The organism is Sediminibacterium sp. TEGAF015, from assembly GCF_025997995.1.
GTDB lineage: Bacteria > Bacteroidota > Bacteroidia > Chitinophagales > Chitinophagaceae > Sediminibacterium.
In genome coordinates, this window is sequence record NZ_AP026683.1 from 568,103 (window position 1) to 583,968 (window position 15,866).

Sequence of the window (15,866 nt, forward strand, 5' to 3'; positions counted from 1 at the left end):
CTGCAGTTCAATTTTGAGTCGTCAAAGTTATTTAAAGGGATTCAATCTCCCTAATTGTTTGCTTTACCATGCTTTCGGAAATGTCTAAATGGGTAACAATTCTTACCTGTGTAGGACTCATGGCAATGGCTAAAATTCCTTTTGAAGCCAATACTTCTACTAGTGATTTAGGGGTAAATCTGCCCTTTACTTCAAATAAGATAATATTTGTTTCCACTGGAGGAATCATGCCCACAAAATCTTTTTTCTGCAAGGCATCTACAAGTAAAGCGGCATGATGATGGTCCTGTTCCAGGCGTTCTACATGGTGCTTCAGTGCATATAATGCACCAGCTGCTAAATAACCTGCCTGACGCATGCCTCCACCCATGGCTTTTCTGATTCTGCGGGCTTTTTTAATGAAATCACGATTACCTAATAAAACACTGCCAACGGGTGCCCCCAAACCTTTACTTAGGCAAACAGAAACAGAATCGAATACCCGGCCATATTGTTCAGGCTTTTCTTTTTTGGCAACAATGGCATTAAAAACGCGGGCACCATCTAAATGCAGACTTAAATTATTATTGATGCAAACCTCTTTAATTAATTGAATATCATCGAAATTGTAGCAAGTTCCACCGCCTCTGTTGGCTGTGTTTTCCAAACTAACCAAACGGCTTAACGGACGGTGTACGTCTTCCTTATTGTTGATGGATGCTGCTACCTGAGCGGCTGTAATCCTCCCGAAATTGCCAGGAATTAGTTGCACTGATGCCCCAGAATTAGAGGCAATTCCACCTCCCTCATACAGGTAAACATGGGAGAGGGCTTCGCAGATAACTTCATCTCCCGGCTGTGTATGGCATTTAATGGCAATCTGATTGGTCATAGTACCGCTGGGGCAGAACAAGCCAGCTTCCATAGTAAACATGTCTGCGCATAAACGCTCCAATTCATTGATAGTAGGGTCTTCTCCAAATACATCGTCGCCCACAACGGCTTCTTGCATGGCTTTCAACATTGCAGCTGTAGGCCTAGTAACCGTATCCGATCTGAAATCAATCATATATCCTGCTTTTTTACAAATAAGCTTGATTTTGATGGAATTACCAAGTTTTTTTGCGGGTTTAAGCCCGAAATTCATAGTAAAATTGTACCTTTGCATTTACCGTAATTTTTGGAGAATTATACCGTTTTGATTTTTGTTATAACAAATCCGGTATTCTGCTCGTTATATAATAAAGCAACAGTACAACATGAGGCAACTCAAGATCGCAACCCAGATTACCAACAGAGATTCGCAAGCAGTAGAGAAGTATTTACAAGAGATTTCAAAAATTCCAATGATCAACCCCGAAGAGGAAACTACTTTGGCGCAGAAAATTAAAATGGGAGATCAGAGAGCGTTGGATAAATTGGTGCAAGCCAACTTACGTTTCGTTGTATCCGTTGCTAAGCAATACCAGCACCAAGGTTTGTCTTTAAGTGATTTGATCAATGAAGGAAACTTAGGTTTGATTAAAGCCGCGCAAAGATTTGATGAAACCAAAGGTTTCAAATTCATCTCTTATGCGGTATGGTGGATTCGTCAGTCAATCCTACAGGCTTTGGCAGAACAAGGTCGTTTAGTGCGTTTACCTCAGAATAAGATTGGTACCTACAACAAAGCCAATAAAGCTTATATGGCTTTTGAGCAAGAACACGAGCGCGAACCTTCTACTGAAGAACTGGCTGAGATTCTTGAAATGAGCGAAACTGAAATCAATAATATTTTCCAGAGCAATACCCGTCACACTTCATTGGATGCACCTGTTCATGAAGCAGAAGATGTTGCTATGGGTGATTTGCTGGAAGGTTCGGATGATACTGACGAAGACGTTATGAAAGATTCATTGCGTGAAGAAATTCGTCGTGTGTTAAAATCATTAAGTCCAAGAGAAGCAGAAATTGTTAATGCTTATTTTGGTCTGGATGGTGAAAATGGAGTAACCATTGAACAAATCGGAATGAAGTACGATTTAACAAAAGAAAGAATCAGACAAATTAAGGAACGTGCAATCAAGCGCTTACAAAAAGCGAGATACAGCAACGCCTTAAAAGCATATTTGGGTTAATAATACCGCTTCAGGCAGTGGATAGCCTGAAGCTATTTCTTACAAAGAGCGCTCCAGATACTGGGGCGCTCTTTATTTTTCCCAAGTTCTCTCTTTATTTGAGTGAATCTTACCCATTTGTGTATATAATATTCTATTTCATTTTAATCTATTTTAGTGCTTATTAATCTATTTTAGTAATCAAGTGTTATAAATGCATGAAAAGAGCTTATCTGGTGTTGTGGTGTGTGCTGGCTTTGGTTTCCTGTGAAAAGGATATCCAGATTGCGCCAACTGATAATCAACCTAGGTTGGTAGTGGATGCTGAGATTGAAAATGGAAGACCACCGATTGTCGTTTTATCCAGCTCGCTCAATTATTTCTCAACCATTGATACAGCAGCCCTTTTTGCTTCTTACATACAAAATGCAACTGTTCAGTTAAGCGATGGAACCAGGAGTATTAACCTGGTGAAAAATGAAATTAGGACAACTGGCGGCGCAAGGCTGGTTTTTTATACAAGTCCCGTTAATAATATGATGTTAGGAGAAACGGGCAAATCCTATCAGTTGAACATACAGCACAATGGACTGGAATATAAGTCTGGCACCACTATCCCCAATATTACTAAAACCATTGACAGCTTATGGTCTGATAAAGTTCCCAATCGCCCTGCCAACGATAGTTTCAGAGTGTTAAAAGGCATTATTTCTGATCCCCCCGGCCTGGGAAATTATATCCGCTATTTTACCCGAGTAAATAGTCAGCCTTTTTATCCGGGTTTTAACAGTGTATTTGACGACGATATCATTGATGGCAAAAAATATACGATTACGATTGATAGAGGGGTAAACAAAAATCTACCCTTTGAAAGGGAAAACTATGGATTTTTTAAACTGGGCGATACCGTTAATGTAAAGCTGACCAATATTGATAAAGCCAGCTATGAATTCTGGAGAACCTGGGAATTTGCTTTTCAATCAATCGGCAATCCTTTTTCTTCTCCGGGAGTTGTAAAAGGGAATATCAGCAATGGCGCATTGGGTGCTTTTTGTGGATATGGTTCTCAATACAAAACTTACATTTGCAAAGATTAAAAGACAAATATGGAACAATCAGCTATAGAAAAAGTATCGGTTTTAATTATTGGTTCCGGACCTGCGGGTTACACTGCCGCGATTTACGCAGCCAGAGCCAACATGAAACCTGTTTTATACCAGGGAATTCAGCCGGGTGGACAATTGACAATTACTACAGAAGTAGAAAATTATCCCGGATATCCTGAAGGTATTCAGGGACCTGAAATGATGGTTCATTTTGAAAAACAAGCCAGCAGAATGGGAGCAGATATTCGCTACGGATTGGCTACAAAAGTTGATTTCAGCGGAACTCCTCATAAAGTATGGATTGATGAGGAAAAGGAAATTCATGCTGATGCCGTAATTATTTGTACGGGAGCTTCAGCCAAGTGGCTGGGATTGCCAAGCGAAGAGCGTTTAAACGGTTACGGTGTAAGCGCATGTGCTGTTTGTGATGGGTTCTTCTTTAAAGGCAAAGATGTTGCTATAGTTGGTGCAGGAGATACTGCAGCTGAAGAAGCACTATATTTAAGCAAGCTTTGTACAAAAGTACATATGATTGTAAGGAGAGATCAGATGAGAGCAAGCAAGATTATGCAGGATCGTGTGTTGAACGCTCCGAATATTCAGGTTCACTGGAATGCGGAAACAGATGAAATTCTGGGAGAAAAGAAAGTAGAAGCAGTTAGAATAAAAAACAATAAGGAAAATACAACACAGGAAATTTCTGTTAGCGCTTTCTTTGTGGCTATTGGTCATCAGCCCAATAGTGCTATTTTCAAAGACTATATTGATATGGATGAAACCGGATATATAACTACTGTTCCCGGTACTTCCAAAACGAATGTGCCCGGTGTTTTTGCAGCTGGTGACGTACAAGATAAAAATTACCGTCAGGCAGTAACCGCTGCGGGTAGTGGATGTATGGCTGCATTAGATGCGGAAAGATATTTAACCTCTATAGGCCACTAATTCATGCCGAAAGCGAGCGTTCTTTTGAAAGACCTGCGTTTTTTTGCTTTTCATGGACTCTATGAAGGGGAAAAAATATTAGGTAATGATTTTCTTGTCAATCTGGAAATTGGATATACACCCGAACATTTTCCTGCCAGGGATATTAAAGATACCATCGATTATGCTGCTGTTTATCAACTAGTGAAAAACAGGATGAACATACCGACTCCTTTGCTGGAAACTTTAGTGGCTGATATAGCCCAAGAAATTTTGGCACAGTTTTCTCTATCCAATTATGTTATCATCACCATTGAAAAAATGCGCCCACCTGTACCTCAGTTTACCGGAAGTTTAGGTGTGTCTTTAACATTGAACAGAGAAAATTTATGAGAACAAAGTTGTTATTGTTGACTGGTTTGCTGATAAGTATTTCCCATTGGGCTTCTTCTCAGGATATTGTTTTACTGACCAAAGAAGCAGAGAATTTTGAACGTCAATTGAAAGAGCCTGAAGCATTGGCAAAATATAAGCAGATTCTTTTACAAGAGCCTGCTAATATTAAATACCTTGTAAGAGCAACAGAACTGGAAATTGCCATCGGTAACAGAGAAAAAGATGCAAATAACAAACGGCTTTATTTTGAGTCTGCCCTTTCTTATGCAGAAAGAGCACTAAAGGCCGATTCCAATAGTGCAGATGCTCATTATGCAATGGCATCAGCATCTGGTAAGATGACAGACCTGGATATTGAAAATAAGAAAATAGTGGCGTATGTAAAAGCTGTGAAAGACCATGCAGACAAAGCGCTGGTTGTTCAACCCAATCATGCAAGAGCCAATTATACGCTAGGAAAATGGCATTATGAAATGGTTACACTTTCAGGAATAAAGAAGGCTGCTGTTAAATTATTTTACGGGGGCTTGCCCAATGGTGATCTGGATAAAGCCATTTTATATATGGAAAAATGCCGTGCCCTGGAGCCTTATTTTGTTACCAACCAGTTGGATCTTGCCAAAGCTTATAAAGAGAACCGACAGCCTGCTAAAGCCATTGAAATATTGGAGCGCTTGGTTAAAATGCCTAATCGTAGTTTCAATGATATTGCGCTTAAGGCAGAGGGCGCCAAATTATTAGCATCATTACAATAAAACCATATGGACTTACAAACAATTTTTACTGAAGCTGTAGCCAACAGCAAAACCTTGGCTGAAAAACCCGATAATGAAACTTTATTGAAGCTGTACTCCTTATATAAGCAGGCTACAGAAGGAGATAACAATGAAGATGGTCCAGCTAATATGTTTGATTTCGTTGCTAAGTTTAAACACGAAGCCTGGGCAAAATTAAAGGGCATATCCAAAGAAGATGCAATGCAACAGTACGTTGATTTGGTGAATCAATTGAAAGGATAGTACTCAGAAAATTACGGTTGATCTTCTTTGTTAGATCTTGATTTTTTTCCATCGGTTACTCGAAATATACCAGAAGGATGGAATAAACATTACTGACCAATAAAGCCATTCGCTTGCCCATCCCCATGTGATGGGCAAGTTCATTTTTTCCAGAACTATGTATACATACACTAGATAGAAAACAATCGTTGTAATTTCGGTGAATAAATTCATTTTTGAATTTCCTGTACCGGTGACTGCATTAACATAGATGGTTGCCGCCGACATTAAAATCATGGCAAGAGATACTACTCTTAATACTGGTATTCCTGCTTCAATAAAATCTTCTCCTTGTCCATAAATACTCAGAAATGCCCTAGGGAATAGGTTCAGAAAAATAAATATGATGGTTGCAAATCCCATGCTCCATTTTAGTATCCGGTATATCAAAGGAATTACCTCCTCTTTTCTTCCCTGTCCAATTACATTACTTACCATCGTATTTGTTGTTGCAGCAAATGCCCAGGTAAAGCATCCAAAGAATCCGAAGAGATTTCGCATGGTATTGGAAACCGCCAGATCTCTGGCACCATGGTGTTCTATGAGGATGTAAAAATACTCCCAGCTCATAATGCTGATTACATGTTGTAAAATCAGGGGGTAAGATTGGTCAAGGATTAGTTTTATATAAGTAAACTGAAAAGGCACTTTTTTGAATAGGTTTATTTTCTGGCTCATGCCATTAAAACGTATGACCAGAAAAACGGCCAACAGACCGGCAGCTTCAGCAATGATGGAAGCATAAGCAGCCCCATTGAATCCTAAGGCTGGCATCCCTAATTTTCCATAAATAAGTCCATAATCAAACACAATATTTACTATTGCTTCTGTAGCGGTTCCTACTACCAATAGCTTACTTTGGTTAATACCAACCAATAAGGCATTTCGCATTTGATAGATATATAAAAGCGGCAAACCCCAGATTCGTATGGATAAAAAATGAATGGCCATATTGATACCCTCTTCATCATGCAGGGACCACTTCAATACCATGGGGGCCACAAACCAGGTTGTCAGGATTCCAAAAAACGCAAAGAACATAGCTATCCTAACCCCATGCCAGAACAAACTGCCAATTTCGTCGATTCTGTTTTCTCCAGCTCTTCTTGAAATCAATGCCTGCAAGCCGTTATTTAGCCCGTTGCCAATTACAGCAAACATCAGATAATAAACACCCGTAATTCCCGCAATCCCCAATTCTTTTTGACCAAGACCACCCAGAAAAATATTATTAGTAATAAAGTTGATCTGAGGAACAACAATAGAGGCAGAAATAGGAAGCGCAATCCTTAGAATGGCTTTATTCCCTGTATTTACCTGAAGATTTAAATTAGAATGATTGCTCATGGCAGGTTGCGAAGTTAGTAAAATGAAAGCGCATAATTTCTTAGCACTGTCTTATTGCTTTTTTATATATTATTGCAGCGTAATTAAGTTGAATGGCCAGGAAAAAAGCAGGATTTTATCAGAGTGACCCCATTAGCGGTTCCGCTTTTCAGCTCATCATAGAACTGGATGAACAGGAAATGCGATGCATGTCTAAGGCTTTGGATAGTGGAACAATCGTGGCATTTGAATACTTTAGTTTAGACAAAGACCAGACGGAGGACTGGAACGATATTTTCTATGAGATTAAGACCATCTCAAAATTATTCAACCGTACTTACAAACAAGTAACCTGTTTTTTCTGCACACCTGAATCTATACTGGTTCCTGAAAAATTTTTAACAGCGACTTCTGCAGAAGATTATCTTAACCTGGTTTATGGTGAAAGCAGCCGTATGGAAGTGAAATATGAGAAATTAATAGCTACGCGTGCTTTCATTAATACCTACCGAATTAAGAAGTCACTTGCTGAACTATTAACCAGACAGTTTATTATTTTTCAGACCTCTCATGTTTACACTTCATTGTTAAACGATGTAATGGAACGCAGAAAAGGAGAGAATCAGTTTGTTAAATTACAATTTTACAATGGGCATTTCATAATTGCCATTTTTAAAGAAGGAAATATTCAACTGATACAAACATTCAACTACAAAATTGCAGAAGATGCTTTGTATTATATCTTAAGAACTGCGCAACAATTTAATATTGATACGTCTTTTGCCATCCTTGAGTTGGGAGGTATGATTGAATTACACACTGAACTATACCAACAGCTTAAGAAAGTATACTTGAATATTGAAATTGATACAATCCATGCCAGTGGTGTTATGCAAGAAGTTCATAAAGAATATCCTGCGCATTATTTTGCTCCGTTTTTTAAACTCGCTTTATGAGAATAATTTCCGGGAAATGGGGTGGGAGAAGAATCAATCCCCCGGCGAATATGCCACATACCAGACCCACTACCGACATTGCCAAAGAGGGACTTTTTAATATTTTACAAAACAGGATGAGTTTTGAGGGGATAGAAACCCTTGATTTATTTGGAGGTACTGGGTGTATCAGTTATGAATTAGCTTCACGAGGTGCGGAAAAATTGACAATTGTAGAAAAGGATCCTATGATGCATGCATTTATTGGAAAGAATGCTGCTATGTTGGGAGTTGAGAATCTACAATTGCTAAAAATGGATGTTTTTGCTTTTCTGCAATCCTGTAATAAACAGTTTGATTTTATTTTCGCTGGTCCTCCTTATGCTTTGGGGACAATAGATGAATTACCTAAAATTATTGTACAACAAAAAATGATTAGGCCCGGAGGCTTCTTTGTTCTGGAGCATACACCGCGAAATGCTTATGAAAAATTTGAAGGCTTTTCTTTTGTCCGTAATTACGGGACCACGCTTTTTTCCTTTTTTGTTGCCTTAGAGTAAGAGATGATTAGCCTGTTATTCAATTTTACATTGAATTAATCAACAGACCCAACTACACGAGGAGCGCTGCTTTTTTTGGAATTTAGGGTGTATTGAATGCTTGCCTGAATAAAGTTTTTGTATTGTGATCTGTTATTCTTGAAATAATCACTTCTGTACATCCAGCCAGACTGCACACTCCAGCTTTTATTTAATTGATAGCCCAGTCCCCAGTATAATCTGTTTTGCTCGTAAAAAACACCATCATTATTAAAATGAAATTCATTGGAGGCCGACATAAATAAAGTGTTGTCTCCAATTTGTTTTTTATTTATTGGAACGATAACATTAAGTCTGTAACGAAAACGATTCCGATATCCTGCAGACGTATAGCGCTGTTCGGCTCTTAGTCTGTGTTCAATTCTTATTGAATGGATTTTTTGATTATAAATGACTTGTTGCCATACACGTTGTTCTGTTTGTAAAACCGGCTTGCCAAAGTCTTGATCAACAGGATACGTAACGTACCTACCGGTACCAATTAATCCAGTAAGCGTAGGCAAGAAATTATAACCAATACCTCCCTTTACTTCATGATAATTAAAGTGGTGATAGGTTTGTTGTGATCTTAACTGGAGTTCTACAAAAACATGCCAACGTTTATCAATATTGTATCTGCCGGTTAATACATTCCATGTTCCGGTACCTGGCGTTTGTGCTTGTGTATACAAGCCTATTTGTAAAAAAGCCCCGATGAGTATCAGGGCTTTTATTGATTTTATAGATAATGAAACCATCGCTTATTAATATCCCATTTCTCAAATTCTTTGGCAACTTCAGTTAGGAAGCTGGCACCAATGCTACCATCAACAATACGGTGATCATAACTAAGTGATAAGTACATCATATGTCTGATTGCAATGGTATCACCATCCGGTCCTTCCATAACCATCGGACGCTTTTTAATGGCGCCTACTGCCAAAATAGCTACCTGCGGCTGGTTGATAATAGGAGTGCCCATCAAGCTTCCGAAAGTTCCCACATTCGTTAAAGTGAAAGTGCCTCCTGTGGTATCTTCTGGTTTAAGTTTTGCATTTCTGGCGGCATCTGCCAATCCATTTACAGCTTTGCTCAACCCAACAATATTCATTTGGTCTGCACCTTTAATTACCGGCACAATTAAATTGCCGGTGGGTAACGCAGTAGCCATTCCAATATTGATGTCTTTCTTTACAATTATTTTATCTCCGTCCAAGGAACAGTTGATATAAGGGAAACGCTTGATAACGTTTGCGATACACTCCACGAACATGGGTGTGAATGTAAGCTTGGTGCCCTCTCTTTGCTCAAATTCATTTTTCACTTTGTTTCTCCATAATACCATATTGGTAACATCGGCTTCTGCAAAGCTGGTTACGTGTGGGCTGGTATGCTTACTGTCTACCATATGCTTTGCAATTAATTTGCGCATACGGTCCATTTCAACAATTTCAGTTGCACCTGTAACTTGTACTCCTGAAGGATCACTTACTTTATTGGATGCAGTTGCATATACGGCTTGTGGTGCCGGAGGAACGGGTGCACTATACACTGCTGCCTGTTGTTCAGGGAATCGGGAAGCAGGTTTAATAGGTTCCTGAGCGGCAGGTTGTGCAACAACTGGCTGTGGAGCCGGTTGTACTGCTGCAACTGATTGAGGAGCTGGTTGAGGAGCTGGAATAACGGGAACAATAGGTTCCTGATATGCCGGAGTTTCTATTACACTTGGCGCGACAGTAGTGGGAGCCGGTGTTGATACCGGTTCCGGGATTGGAGCTGTTGCAACTGGAGCAGGTGCAACAGGAGCTGGCGCTGTAACAGGTGCGGCCATTTGCACTGGAGCAGGTGAAGCTTGTTGGTAAACAGGTGCTGCTGCCTGATATGCAGGAACTCTTCCCGCTTTTTTATCGGATATATATTGTAAAATGTCTTTTTTAGAAACACGTCCGTCGCTGCCCGTTCCGGGGATACGTTCCAATTCACTCAAACTGATTCCTTCACTATTGGCAATATTTAAAACCAGCGGTGAATAGAAACGGTTAGAAGCGGGCTTGCTTAATAATTCAACCATAGGAGCAGAAGGTGTGTAAGGCACTTCTGTTACTGGTGGTGGAGCTTGAACAGGAGGCGGTGGTGCCACAGGTTGCGGTGCCGGAGCTGCAATTGGCTGTGGTGTAGGAACTACTACTGGAGCTGGTTCAGGAACCACAGGTGCAACCGGTACTGGTTCCGCAACGGGTGTTGCAGGAGCAGCAGCCTGCGCAGTGCCAGTTTCAACACGAACAATAACTGTTCCTATCGGAACTACATCGTTTACGTTGTATAAAATTTCTGTGATAACGCCTTCAACTGTAGAGGGTACTTCACTATCTACCTTATCAGTAGCAATATCCAATACGGTTTCATCTAATGTAACATGGTCGCCAACTTTCTTATGCCATTTAAGAATCGTCGCTTCCATAATGCTTTCGCCCAATTTGGGCATCACCAATTCAGCTATTGCCATATTGTACTACTGTTTTAAGCGGGTTAATAAGGTATAGTTAATATACACAATCCACTACTAATCAACAAAGATAATAGTTGATTCCCATTCTTTTATCACCTGTTATCCACAATCATTTGTCTTAACATGTTCAGGGCATTGATGGCAGTTAACCCAATATTTCTTTCCCTGTCAAATCTGAAATGGAATTCTTTTACTTCTACGTTTTCTTTGGAAGCAACTGCAATCCAAACCATGCCAACTGGCTTCTCCGCAGTAGCTCCTCCAGGTCCCATGATGCCACTTACTGCTATTGAATAATCAGCATTCATTTTTATCCTTACTTCCTTAACCATTTGGGTAACGGTTTCTTTACTAACTGCTCCAACGGTAATCAACGTATTGTGCGGTACTTGCAGGAGTTCTTCTTTTATAATATTAGCATAGGCCACAATTGACCCTTTAAAGAAAACAGAAGAGCCGGCATGTTTGCTGAGCAAGTGGGCAATATAACCTCCTGTACAACTTTCTGCAGTTACTAAAGTTTGTTTCCGGGAAGTTAACAAGCGACCTATTACCTGTTCCATGGTTTCGTCCTCATCGGTAACTAAATCATTTTCCGTTCTGATTTTCAGTAGATTAAAGTAGTTATCTACATCTTTTTCTAAAGTAGTTTTGTCTATACCCCAGGCACTTAACCTGAGTCTGACCATTCCATAATTGGGTAAGTAGGCCAATTTGATATGTTCAGGCAGGCTTTCTTCAATGTCTTTTATTTTCTCTGCCAAAAAAGACTCACCAATTCCTGCTGTAAGCAATGTTTTGTGAATAATGAAACCAGTGCTGTACCAATTAGGAATATTGGGCAACACATGATTGAGCATAATCCATTTCATTTCGTGGGGTACCCCCGGCATGGCAATTATTCTCGTATTATTTTTCTCAAACAACATTCCCGGAGCTGTTCCCTTTTCGTTTTTTAGTACAGTACATACATCGGGTACCTGTGCCTGTAAAATATTTCGTTCAATCATTGGGCGCTTCAGAATATGCTGGAATATATGTTCTACATGTTCCAAGGTTTCCTGATGCATTACCATTTTTCCACCGAAATAATCGCATAACAGTGGCTTGGTAATATCATCTGCTGTAGGCCCCAGACCTCCAGTAATCAAAATCAGGTCTGTTTCATTCATCATGCTGTCCAGCGCTTCCCAGATATCAGTTCTATTATCACCTACAGCTAGTCTTTTTTTCACTTGAATTCCAACTTGATTCAGTTGCTGGGCAATCCAGCTACTGTTGGTATCAATTACTTGTCCAATCAGCAACTCATCGCCGATAGTGATAATGCCAGCATACTTTTTTTCCATGCGATTGAGCTTATTGGGGTAGAAAATAGGGGGTAAGTGTCTCTTTTAATCTAGCAGGCATACCAGTTCTTTTATTGGTAACATTGTTTATAAAATAGAGTGTAACTTTTCCTGTGGTTAATAACTTTTTATTTTCGTTGTATACCTCGTGTTCAAAACAAATCTCGTGTGCTTCAGGAAGGATTTTTAAAATGGTTTTGATGGAAATTAAGTCATCGTAACGTGCAGGTCTTAAAAATCTGGATTCCATGGCAACAACAGGCATACGGATGCCCATTTCTTCCATTTCTCTGTAAGTAAATCCTAGTGCTCTGATACATTCGGCTCTGCCCACTTCAAAATACTGCGCATAATTACCATAATAAACAATATTCATCTGATCTGTTTCTGCATACCTAACCCTAACGGTGGTAATATGTTCGTACATCCTTCTGTTTTGTTGACAAACTTACAACCTTATCCTGTTTTTCCACAAATACACGGTTTAATCAGGCATAATAATTGCTAAACTTATCTTTAACAATGTTTTACAGGTAAATACTAATAAATTAAAAAACTTTTGCACCATATACCCCCATTCATGAAAACATTTTCCCTTTCACTGATTATAGGTTTCGCTACCATTTTTTCTATTGCCAATGCACAGGAAACGCTAGTGCTGTCTAATCCGGATGCAGCCATAAAAGAAGCTAGGTTATTGTATCAGCAGGAAAAATATAGTTTGGCATTTCCCTATATAAAACACTTATATAATACAGGAATTGATGCAACCAATATGCCAATTCAACAAAAGGAAGAAGTTCAGTTCTTATATATTACCTGTGGTCTTCAAATGGGGATGAGAGATATGGTAACATTGGCAGAAGAATATCTGAAGACTGGCAATCAGCCAGCATATATGCAGTTAACTGCCTACTACCTGGGAGAGTTTTTTTATCAGCAAAAAGACTATGCCCGTGCAGCCACTTTGTATAGTCAGGTAGGAATTGCCAATTTGAGCAACAGGCAAATTGCCAATATGAAATTTCATCAGGCGTATGCATTTTTTGTACAGCAGGATTTTGAAAAAGCCAAACCTTTATTCAATGCCATCAGGCAATTGCCCAAAGACCCTAATTATATAGATGCCAATTATTATTATGGTTTTCTGGCATTCAGTAACAAAGAATATAGTCAGGCTATAGAGTGCTTATTAATTGCAGAGTCTCATCCCGACTATCAGCACGTGATCCCTTTTTATTTAACCGAATTGTATTATTTCAGTGGAGACAGAGACAAAGCCCTTTCTTATGGCGAAAGTGCCATCAAAAAAAACGGTCAATATTACGATTTACAGCTAAAGCAACTGGTAGGGCATCTACTTTTTCAGAAACGTGAATTTGCAAGAGCATTGCCTTATCTGGAAGGTTACGCTGCAGGAGCTGAAAAGATCAGAAGAGAAGACTTATACGAGTTGTCTTATTGCTACTATGAGGCCAAAAACTGGAATAAAGCTATACAGGGGTTCAAACAGATTGGTGGTGCCAAAGATTCTCTTGAACAAAACAGCATGTATTTACTTGCAGACGCATATTTAAAAATGAATGATTTGCAGAATGCCAGAAATGCCTTTCAATTCTGCGCTGCCAACAACAGTAATTTATCTCAGAAGGAAGTTTCGCTTTTTCACTATGCCAAAATATCGTACGAACTGGGTTATTTTGATTTAGCTGTTAATAGTTTCCAGCAATTTATCAGCCAGTTTCCTACCTCAGGTTATGTAAATGAATCCAGAGAATTATTGGTGAGTACGCTGGCCAATACGAGCAACTATAAAGATGCTTTACAACTTTACGAGTCATTGCCCAATAAAACTGCTTCTGCTATTGGATTATTCCCACGTTTATTGTATGGAAGGGCTGTTGAATTAATGAATGATCAGCGTGCCATTGAAGCAGAAATATTATTAGACCGTTTAATGGCTGCTTCCAACAATGGTTCTTTCCTTCCGTATGCTTTATTCTGGAAAGGAGAGTTGAGTTATCGCTCGGGTAAAATGGATGATGCCGTCAATTATTTGCAGCTATACCTGAAGAATCCCCAAAAAAATGGAGAAGTAAATCCTACAAATGCGCGTTACAATCTGGGGTATGCATTTTTAAAGAAAGAAGAATACAGGCAGGCAAAAGAGCAATTTGAATGGGTAAATAAGAATCCATTAACCGCACAAAATAGTATAGAAAGGGATGCAGTGGTAAGAGCAGCCGATTGTTGGTTTATGTTAAAAGAAAACAGGCAGGCAGTGCAACTATACGATCAGATTATTCAATTAAATTGGACTAGTGCAGATTACGCAACGTATCAAAAAGCCATTATTGCCGGTGCTAGCAATAATCAGTCTTTAAAGCTGGATTTACTACAGAACCTTTTACAGCTTTTCCCTAATTCCAGTTTAACTGGTCAGACACGTTTGGAAATTGCCAATACATATATTGCAGACGAGGCTTTTGAAAAAGCAATCGACCCATTGGTTACTTTAATCAGTCAGCAGGGGGCTACGGCCTTGTATCCTCAGGCTTATCAGAAACTGGGAATCGCTTATTTTAATTTGAATAAGAATGAAGCTTCTTTGGAACAGTTTAAGCATCTAATTGCCAAGTACCCAAATAGCTCTGAAGCGGAAGCGGCTATAGAATATGTTCGGAATATTTTCATTGAGCAACAAAAGCCACAAGAATATATCAGCTTCATGGAAGCCAACGGGAAAGAATTAAGTACCATGGAAGCGGATTCTGTTACTTATAAATCTGCTATGGTTCGTTTTGAAATGAAAGACAATACAGGAGCCGAAGCTGGATTCAAATCGTATATTCAAAGTTTTCCTAAAGGCCGATATGTTGTAGACGCAAATTATATCTTAGCTGAAATCAGTTTGCTTCAGAAAAACAATAAAGAGGCATTGGGCTATTATGTAGCAGTTGCAAAGGAGGCGCCCAACAAATATGCTGAAAGAAGTGCGTTACAGGCGGGAAGAATTTATTATTTTGATTTGCAGGATTATACCACAGCAGCCAATTATTATTTAATTGTAAAAAATATTGCATTGCAACAGGAGAACAAACTGGAAGCTATGCGAGGACTCCTGCGTTGCCAATTCAAAACACAACAGTTTGACCAGGCTGCCCCTAATGCAGCTGAACTTTTACTTCAAAAAGGTATCGCAAATGATGATCGTTTAATGGCTGGTTTTGTAATTGCAAAAAATGATTTAAACGAAAAGAAATATTCTTCCGCATTAGCCGGCTTTCAGAATTTGCTGGTGTTGGGTAAATCTGAAATAACTGCGGAGTCGCAATTCAGGATTGCAGAGATTCAGTTTATAACAGGCAAACTAGATGAATCTGAAAAAACTTGTTTTGAAGTCATTAAAAAATATGGGTCATACACTTATTGGGTAACCAAAAGTTATCTATTAGCGGGTGATATCTACTTTACCCAGAAGGATTTATTCAACGCAGAAGCCACTTTTAAGAGTATTGCCGAAAACTCCAGTATTCCTGAATTAAAAACAGAGGCATTGAATAAATTGAATGCAGTTCTTTCAGAAAAAACAAAAATCAATTAAGTAGCA

General features: G+C 39.2%; 15 protein-coding genes. 9 read left to right on the forward strand and 6 right to left on the reverse strand.

Annotation, left to right across the window (positions count from 1 at the left end):
- Positions 1–31: 31 nt before the first annotated feature.
- Positions 32–1,048, reverse strand: a complete 1,017-nt coding sequence (locus TEGAF0_RS02600; protein ID WP_264899824.1) for a threonine aldolase family protein — start codon at positions 1,046–1,048, stop codon at positions 32–34.
- A gap of 190 nt (positions 1,049–1,238) precedes the next feature.
- Between TEGAF0_RS02600 and TEGAF0_RS02605 the strand changes: the two genes are divergently transcribed.
- The 6 genes from TEGAF0_RS02605 to TEGAF0_RS02630 all read left to right on the forward strand — a co-directional run bounded on the left by TEGAF0_RS02605 (position 1,239) and on the right by TEGAF0_RS02630 (position 5,520).
- Entirely contained in the window at positions 1,239–2,096 is an 858-nt protein-coding gene (locus tag TEGAF0_RS02605) for a sigma-70 family RNA polymerase sigma factor (protein WP_026751778.1), read from the forward strand.
- A gap of 197 nt (positions 2,097–2,293) precedes the next feature.
- Positions 2,294–3,172: a DUF4249 domain-containing protein gene (locus TEGAF0_RS02610; RefSeq protein ID WP_264899828.1), complete on the forward strand. Its 879-nt coding sequence runs from the start codon at positions 2,294–2,296 to the stop codon at positions 3,170–3,172.
- 9 nt (positions 3,173–3,181) lie between these two features.
- On the forward strand, positions 3,182–4,126 hold the full coding sequence (gene trxB, locus TEGAF0_RS02615) for a thioredoxin-disulfide reductase (RefSeq protein WP_264899829.1): 945 nt from the start codon (positions 3,182–3,184) through the stop codon (positions 4,124–4,126).
- A 3-nt stretch (positions 4,127–4,129) separates the two neighbouring features.
- Complete coding sequence (locus TEGAF0_RS02620; RefSeq protein WP_264899831.1) at positions 4,130–4,498, forward strand: dihydroneopterin aldolase; 369 nt, start codon at positions 4,130–4,132, stop codon at positions 4,496–4,498.
- Positions 4,495–5,256, forward strand: a complete 762-nt coding sequence (locus TEGAF0_RS02625) for a tetratricopeptide repeat protein (RefSeq protein WP_264899833.1) — start codon at positions 4,495–4,497, stop codon at positions 5,254–5,256. Before TEGAF0_RS02620 ends, TEGAF0_RS02625 begins: the two co-directional genes overlap by 4 nt.
- Before the next feature lie 6 nt (positions 5,257–5,262).
- A complete protein-coding gene (locus tag TEGAF0_RS02630; RefSeq protein ID WP_264899835.1) occupies positions 5,263–5,520 on the forward strand; it encodes an acyl-CoA-binding protein in 258 nt (85 codons plus the stop codon).
- Between the two features lie 30 nt (positions 5,521–5,550).
- On the opposite strand, the gene TEGAF0_RS02635 is transcribed toward TEGAF0_RS02630, so the two are convergent.
- Positions 5,551–6,906, reverse strand: a complete 1,356-nt coding sequence (locus TEGAF0_RS02635) for an MATE family efflux transporter (protein WP_264899837.1) — start codon at positions 6,904–6,906, stop codon at positions 5,551–5,553.
- A gap of 92 nt (positions 6,907–6,998) precedes the next feature.
- Here TEGAF0_RS02635 and TEGAF0_RS02640 point away from each other — a divergent pair, with 92 nt between their 5' ends.
- Entirely contained in the window at positions 6,999–7,841 is an 843-nt protein-coding gene (locus TEGAF0_RS02640) for a DUF3822 family protein (protein WP_264899838.1), read from the forward strand.
- A complete protein-coding gene (locus TEGAF0_RS02645; protein WP_264899840.1) occupies positions 7,838–8,380 on the forward strand; it encodes an RsmD family RNA methyltransferase in 543 nt (180 codons plus the stop codon). The genes TEGAF0_RS02640 and TEGAF0_RS02645 overlap by 4 nt, the downstream gene beginning before the upstream one ends.
- A gap of 35 nt (positions 8,381–8,415) precedes the next feature.
- On the opposite strand, the gene TEGAF0_RS02650 is transcribed toward TEGAF0_RS02645, so the two are convergent.
- The 4 genes from TEGAF0_RS02650 to TEGAF0_RS02665 all read right to left on the reverse strand — a co-directional run bounded on the left by TEGAF0_RS02650 (position 8,416) and on the right by TEGAF0_RS02665 (position 12,683).
- Positions 8,416–9,156: a DUF2490 domain-containing protein gene (locus TEGAF0_RS02650; RefSeq protein WP_264899842.1), complete on the reverse strand. Its 741-nt coding sequence runs from the start codon at positions 9,154–9,156 to the stop codon at positions 8,416–8,418.
- A complete protein-coding gene (locus TEGAF0_RS02655; RefSeq protein WP_264899843.1) occupies positions 9,138–10,904 on the reverse strand; it encodes a dihydrolipoamide acetyltransferase family protein in 1,767 nt (588 codons plus the stop codon). Before TEGAF0_RS02655 ends, TEGAF0_RS02650 begins: the two co-directional genes overlap by 19 nt.
- Positions 10,905–10,999: 95 nt before the next feature.
- The gene (locus TEGAF0_RS02660) at positions 11,000–12,256 is read right to left on the reverse strand and encodes a competence/damage-inducible protein A (protein ID WP_264899845.1); all 1,257 of its coding nucleotides are present in this window, start codon (positions 12,254–12,256) and stop codon (positions 11,000–11,002) included.
- Between the two features lie 10 nt (positions 12,257–12,266).
- Positions 12,267–12,683: an acyl-CoA thioesterase gene (locus TEGAF0_RS02665; protein WP_264899847.1), complete on the reverse strand. Its 417-nt coding sequence runs from the start codon at positions 12,681–12,683 to the stop codon at positions 12,267–12,269.
- A 153-nt stretch (positions 12,684–12,836) separates the two neighbouring features.
- Here TEGAF0_RS02665 and TEGAF0_RS02670 point away from each other — a divergent pair, with 153 nt between their 5' ends.
- On the forward strand, positions 12,837–15,860 hold the full coding sequence (locus TEGAF0_RS02670) for a tetratricopeptide repeat protein (RefSeq protein ID WP_264899849.1): 3,024 nt from the start codon (positions 12,837–12,839) through the stop codon (positions 15,858–15,860).
- The last annotated feature ends 6 nt before the right edge of the window (positions 15,861–15,866 follow it).

Bases quoted from the DNA above. Each gene is read 5' to 3' on its own strand.
- TEGAF0_RS02600 (WP_264899824.1), bottom strand. From the start codon at position 1,048: ATGATTGATTTCAGATCGGATACGGTTACTAGGCCTACAGCTGCAATG.
- TEGAF0_RS02605 (WP_026751778.1), top strand. From the start codon at position 1,239: ATGAGGCAACTCAAGATCGCAACCCAGATTACCAACAGAGATTCGCAA.
- TEGAF0_RS02610 (WP_264899828.1), top strand. From the start codon at position 2,294: ATGAAAAGAGCTTATCTGGTGTTGTGGTGTGTGCTGGCTTTGGTTTCC.
- trxB (WP_264899829.1), top strand. From the start codon at position 3,182: ATGGAACAATCAGCTATAGAAAAAGTATCGGTTTTAATTATTGGTTCC.
- TEGAF0_RS02620 (WP_264899831.1), top strand. From the start codon at position 4,130: ATGCCGAAAGCGAGCGTTCTTTTGAAAGACCTGCGTTTTTTTGCTTTT.
- TEGAF0_RS02625 (WP_264899833.1), top strand. From the start codon at position 4,495: ATGAGAACAAAGTTGTTATTGTTGACTGGTTTGCTGATAAGTATTTCC.
- TEGAF0_RS02630 (WP_264899835.1), top strand. From the start codon at position 5,263: ATGGACTTACAAACAATTTTTACTGAAGCTGTAGCCAACAGCAAAACC.
- TEGAF0_RS02635 (WP_264899837.1), bottom strand. From the start codon at position 6,906: ATGAGCAATCATTCTAATTTAAATCTTCAGGTAAATACAGGGAATAAA.
- TEGAF0_RS02640 (WP_264899838.1), top strand. From the start codon at position 6,999: ATGGCCAGGAAAAAAGCAGGATTTTATCAGAGTGACCCCATTAGCGGT.
- TEGAF0_RS02645 (WP_264899840.1), top strand. From the start codon at position 7,838: ATGAGAATAATTTCCGGGAAATGGGGTGGGAGAAGAATCAATCCCCCG.
- TEGAF0_RS02650 (WP_264899842.1), bottom strand. From the start codon at position 9,156: ATGGTTTCATTATCTATAAAATCAATAAAAGCCCTGATACTCATCGGG.
- TEGAF0_RS02655 (WP_264899843.1), bottom strand. From the start codon at position 10,904: ATGGCAATAGCTGAATTGGTGATGCCCAAATTGGGCGAAAGCATTATG.
- TEGAF0_RS02660 (WP_264899845.1), bottom strand. From the start codon at position 12,256: ATGGAAAAAAAGTATGCTGGCATTATCACTATCGGCGATGAGTTGCTG.
- TEGAF0_RS02665 (WP_264899847.1), bottom strand. From the start codon at position 12,683: ATGTACGAACATATTACCACCGTTAGGGTTAGGTATGCAGAAACAGAT.
- TEGAF0_RS02670 (WP_264899849.1), top strand. From the start codon at position 12,837: ATGAAAACATTTTCCCTTTCACTGATTATAGGTTTCGCTACCATTTTT.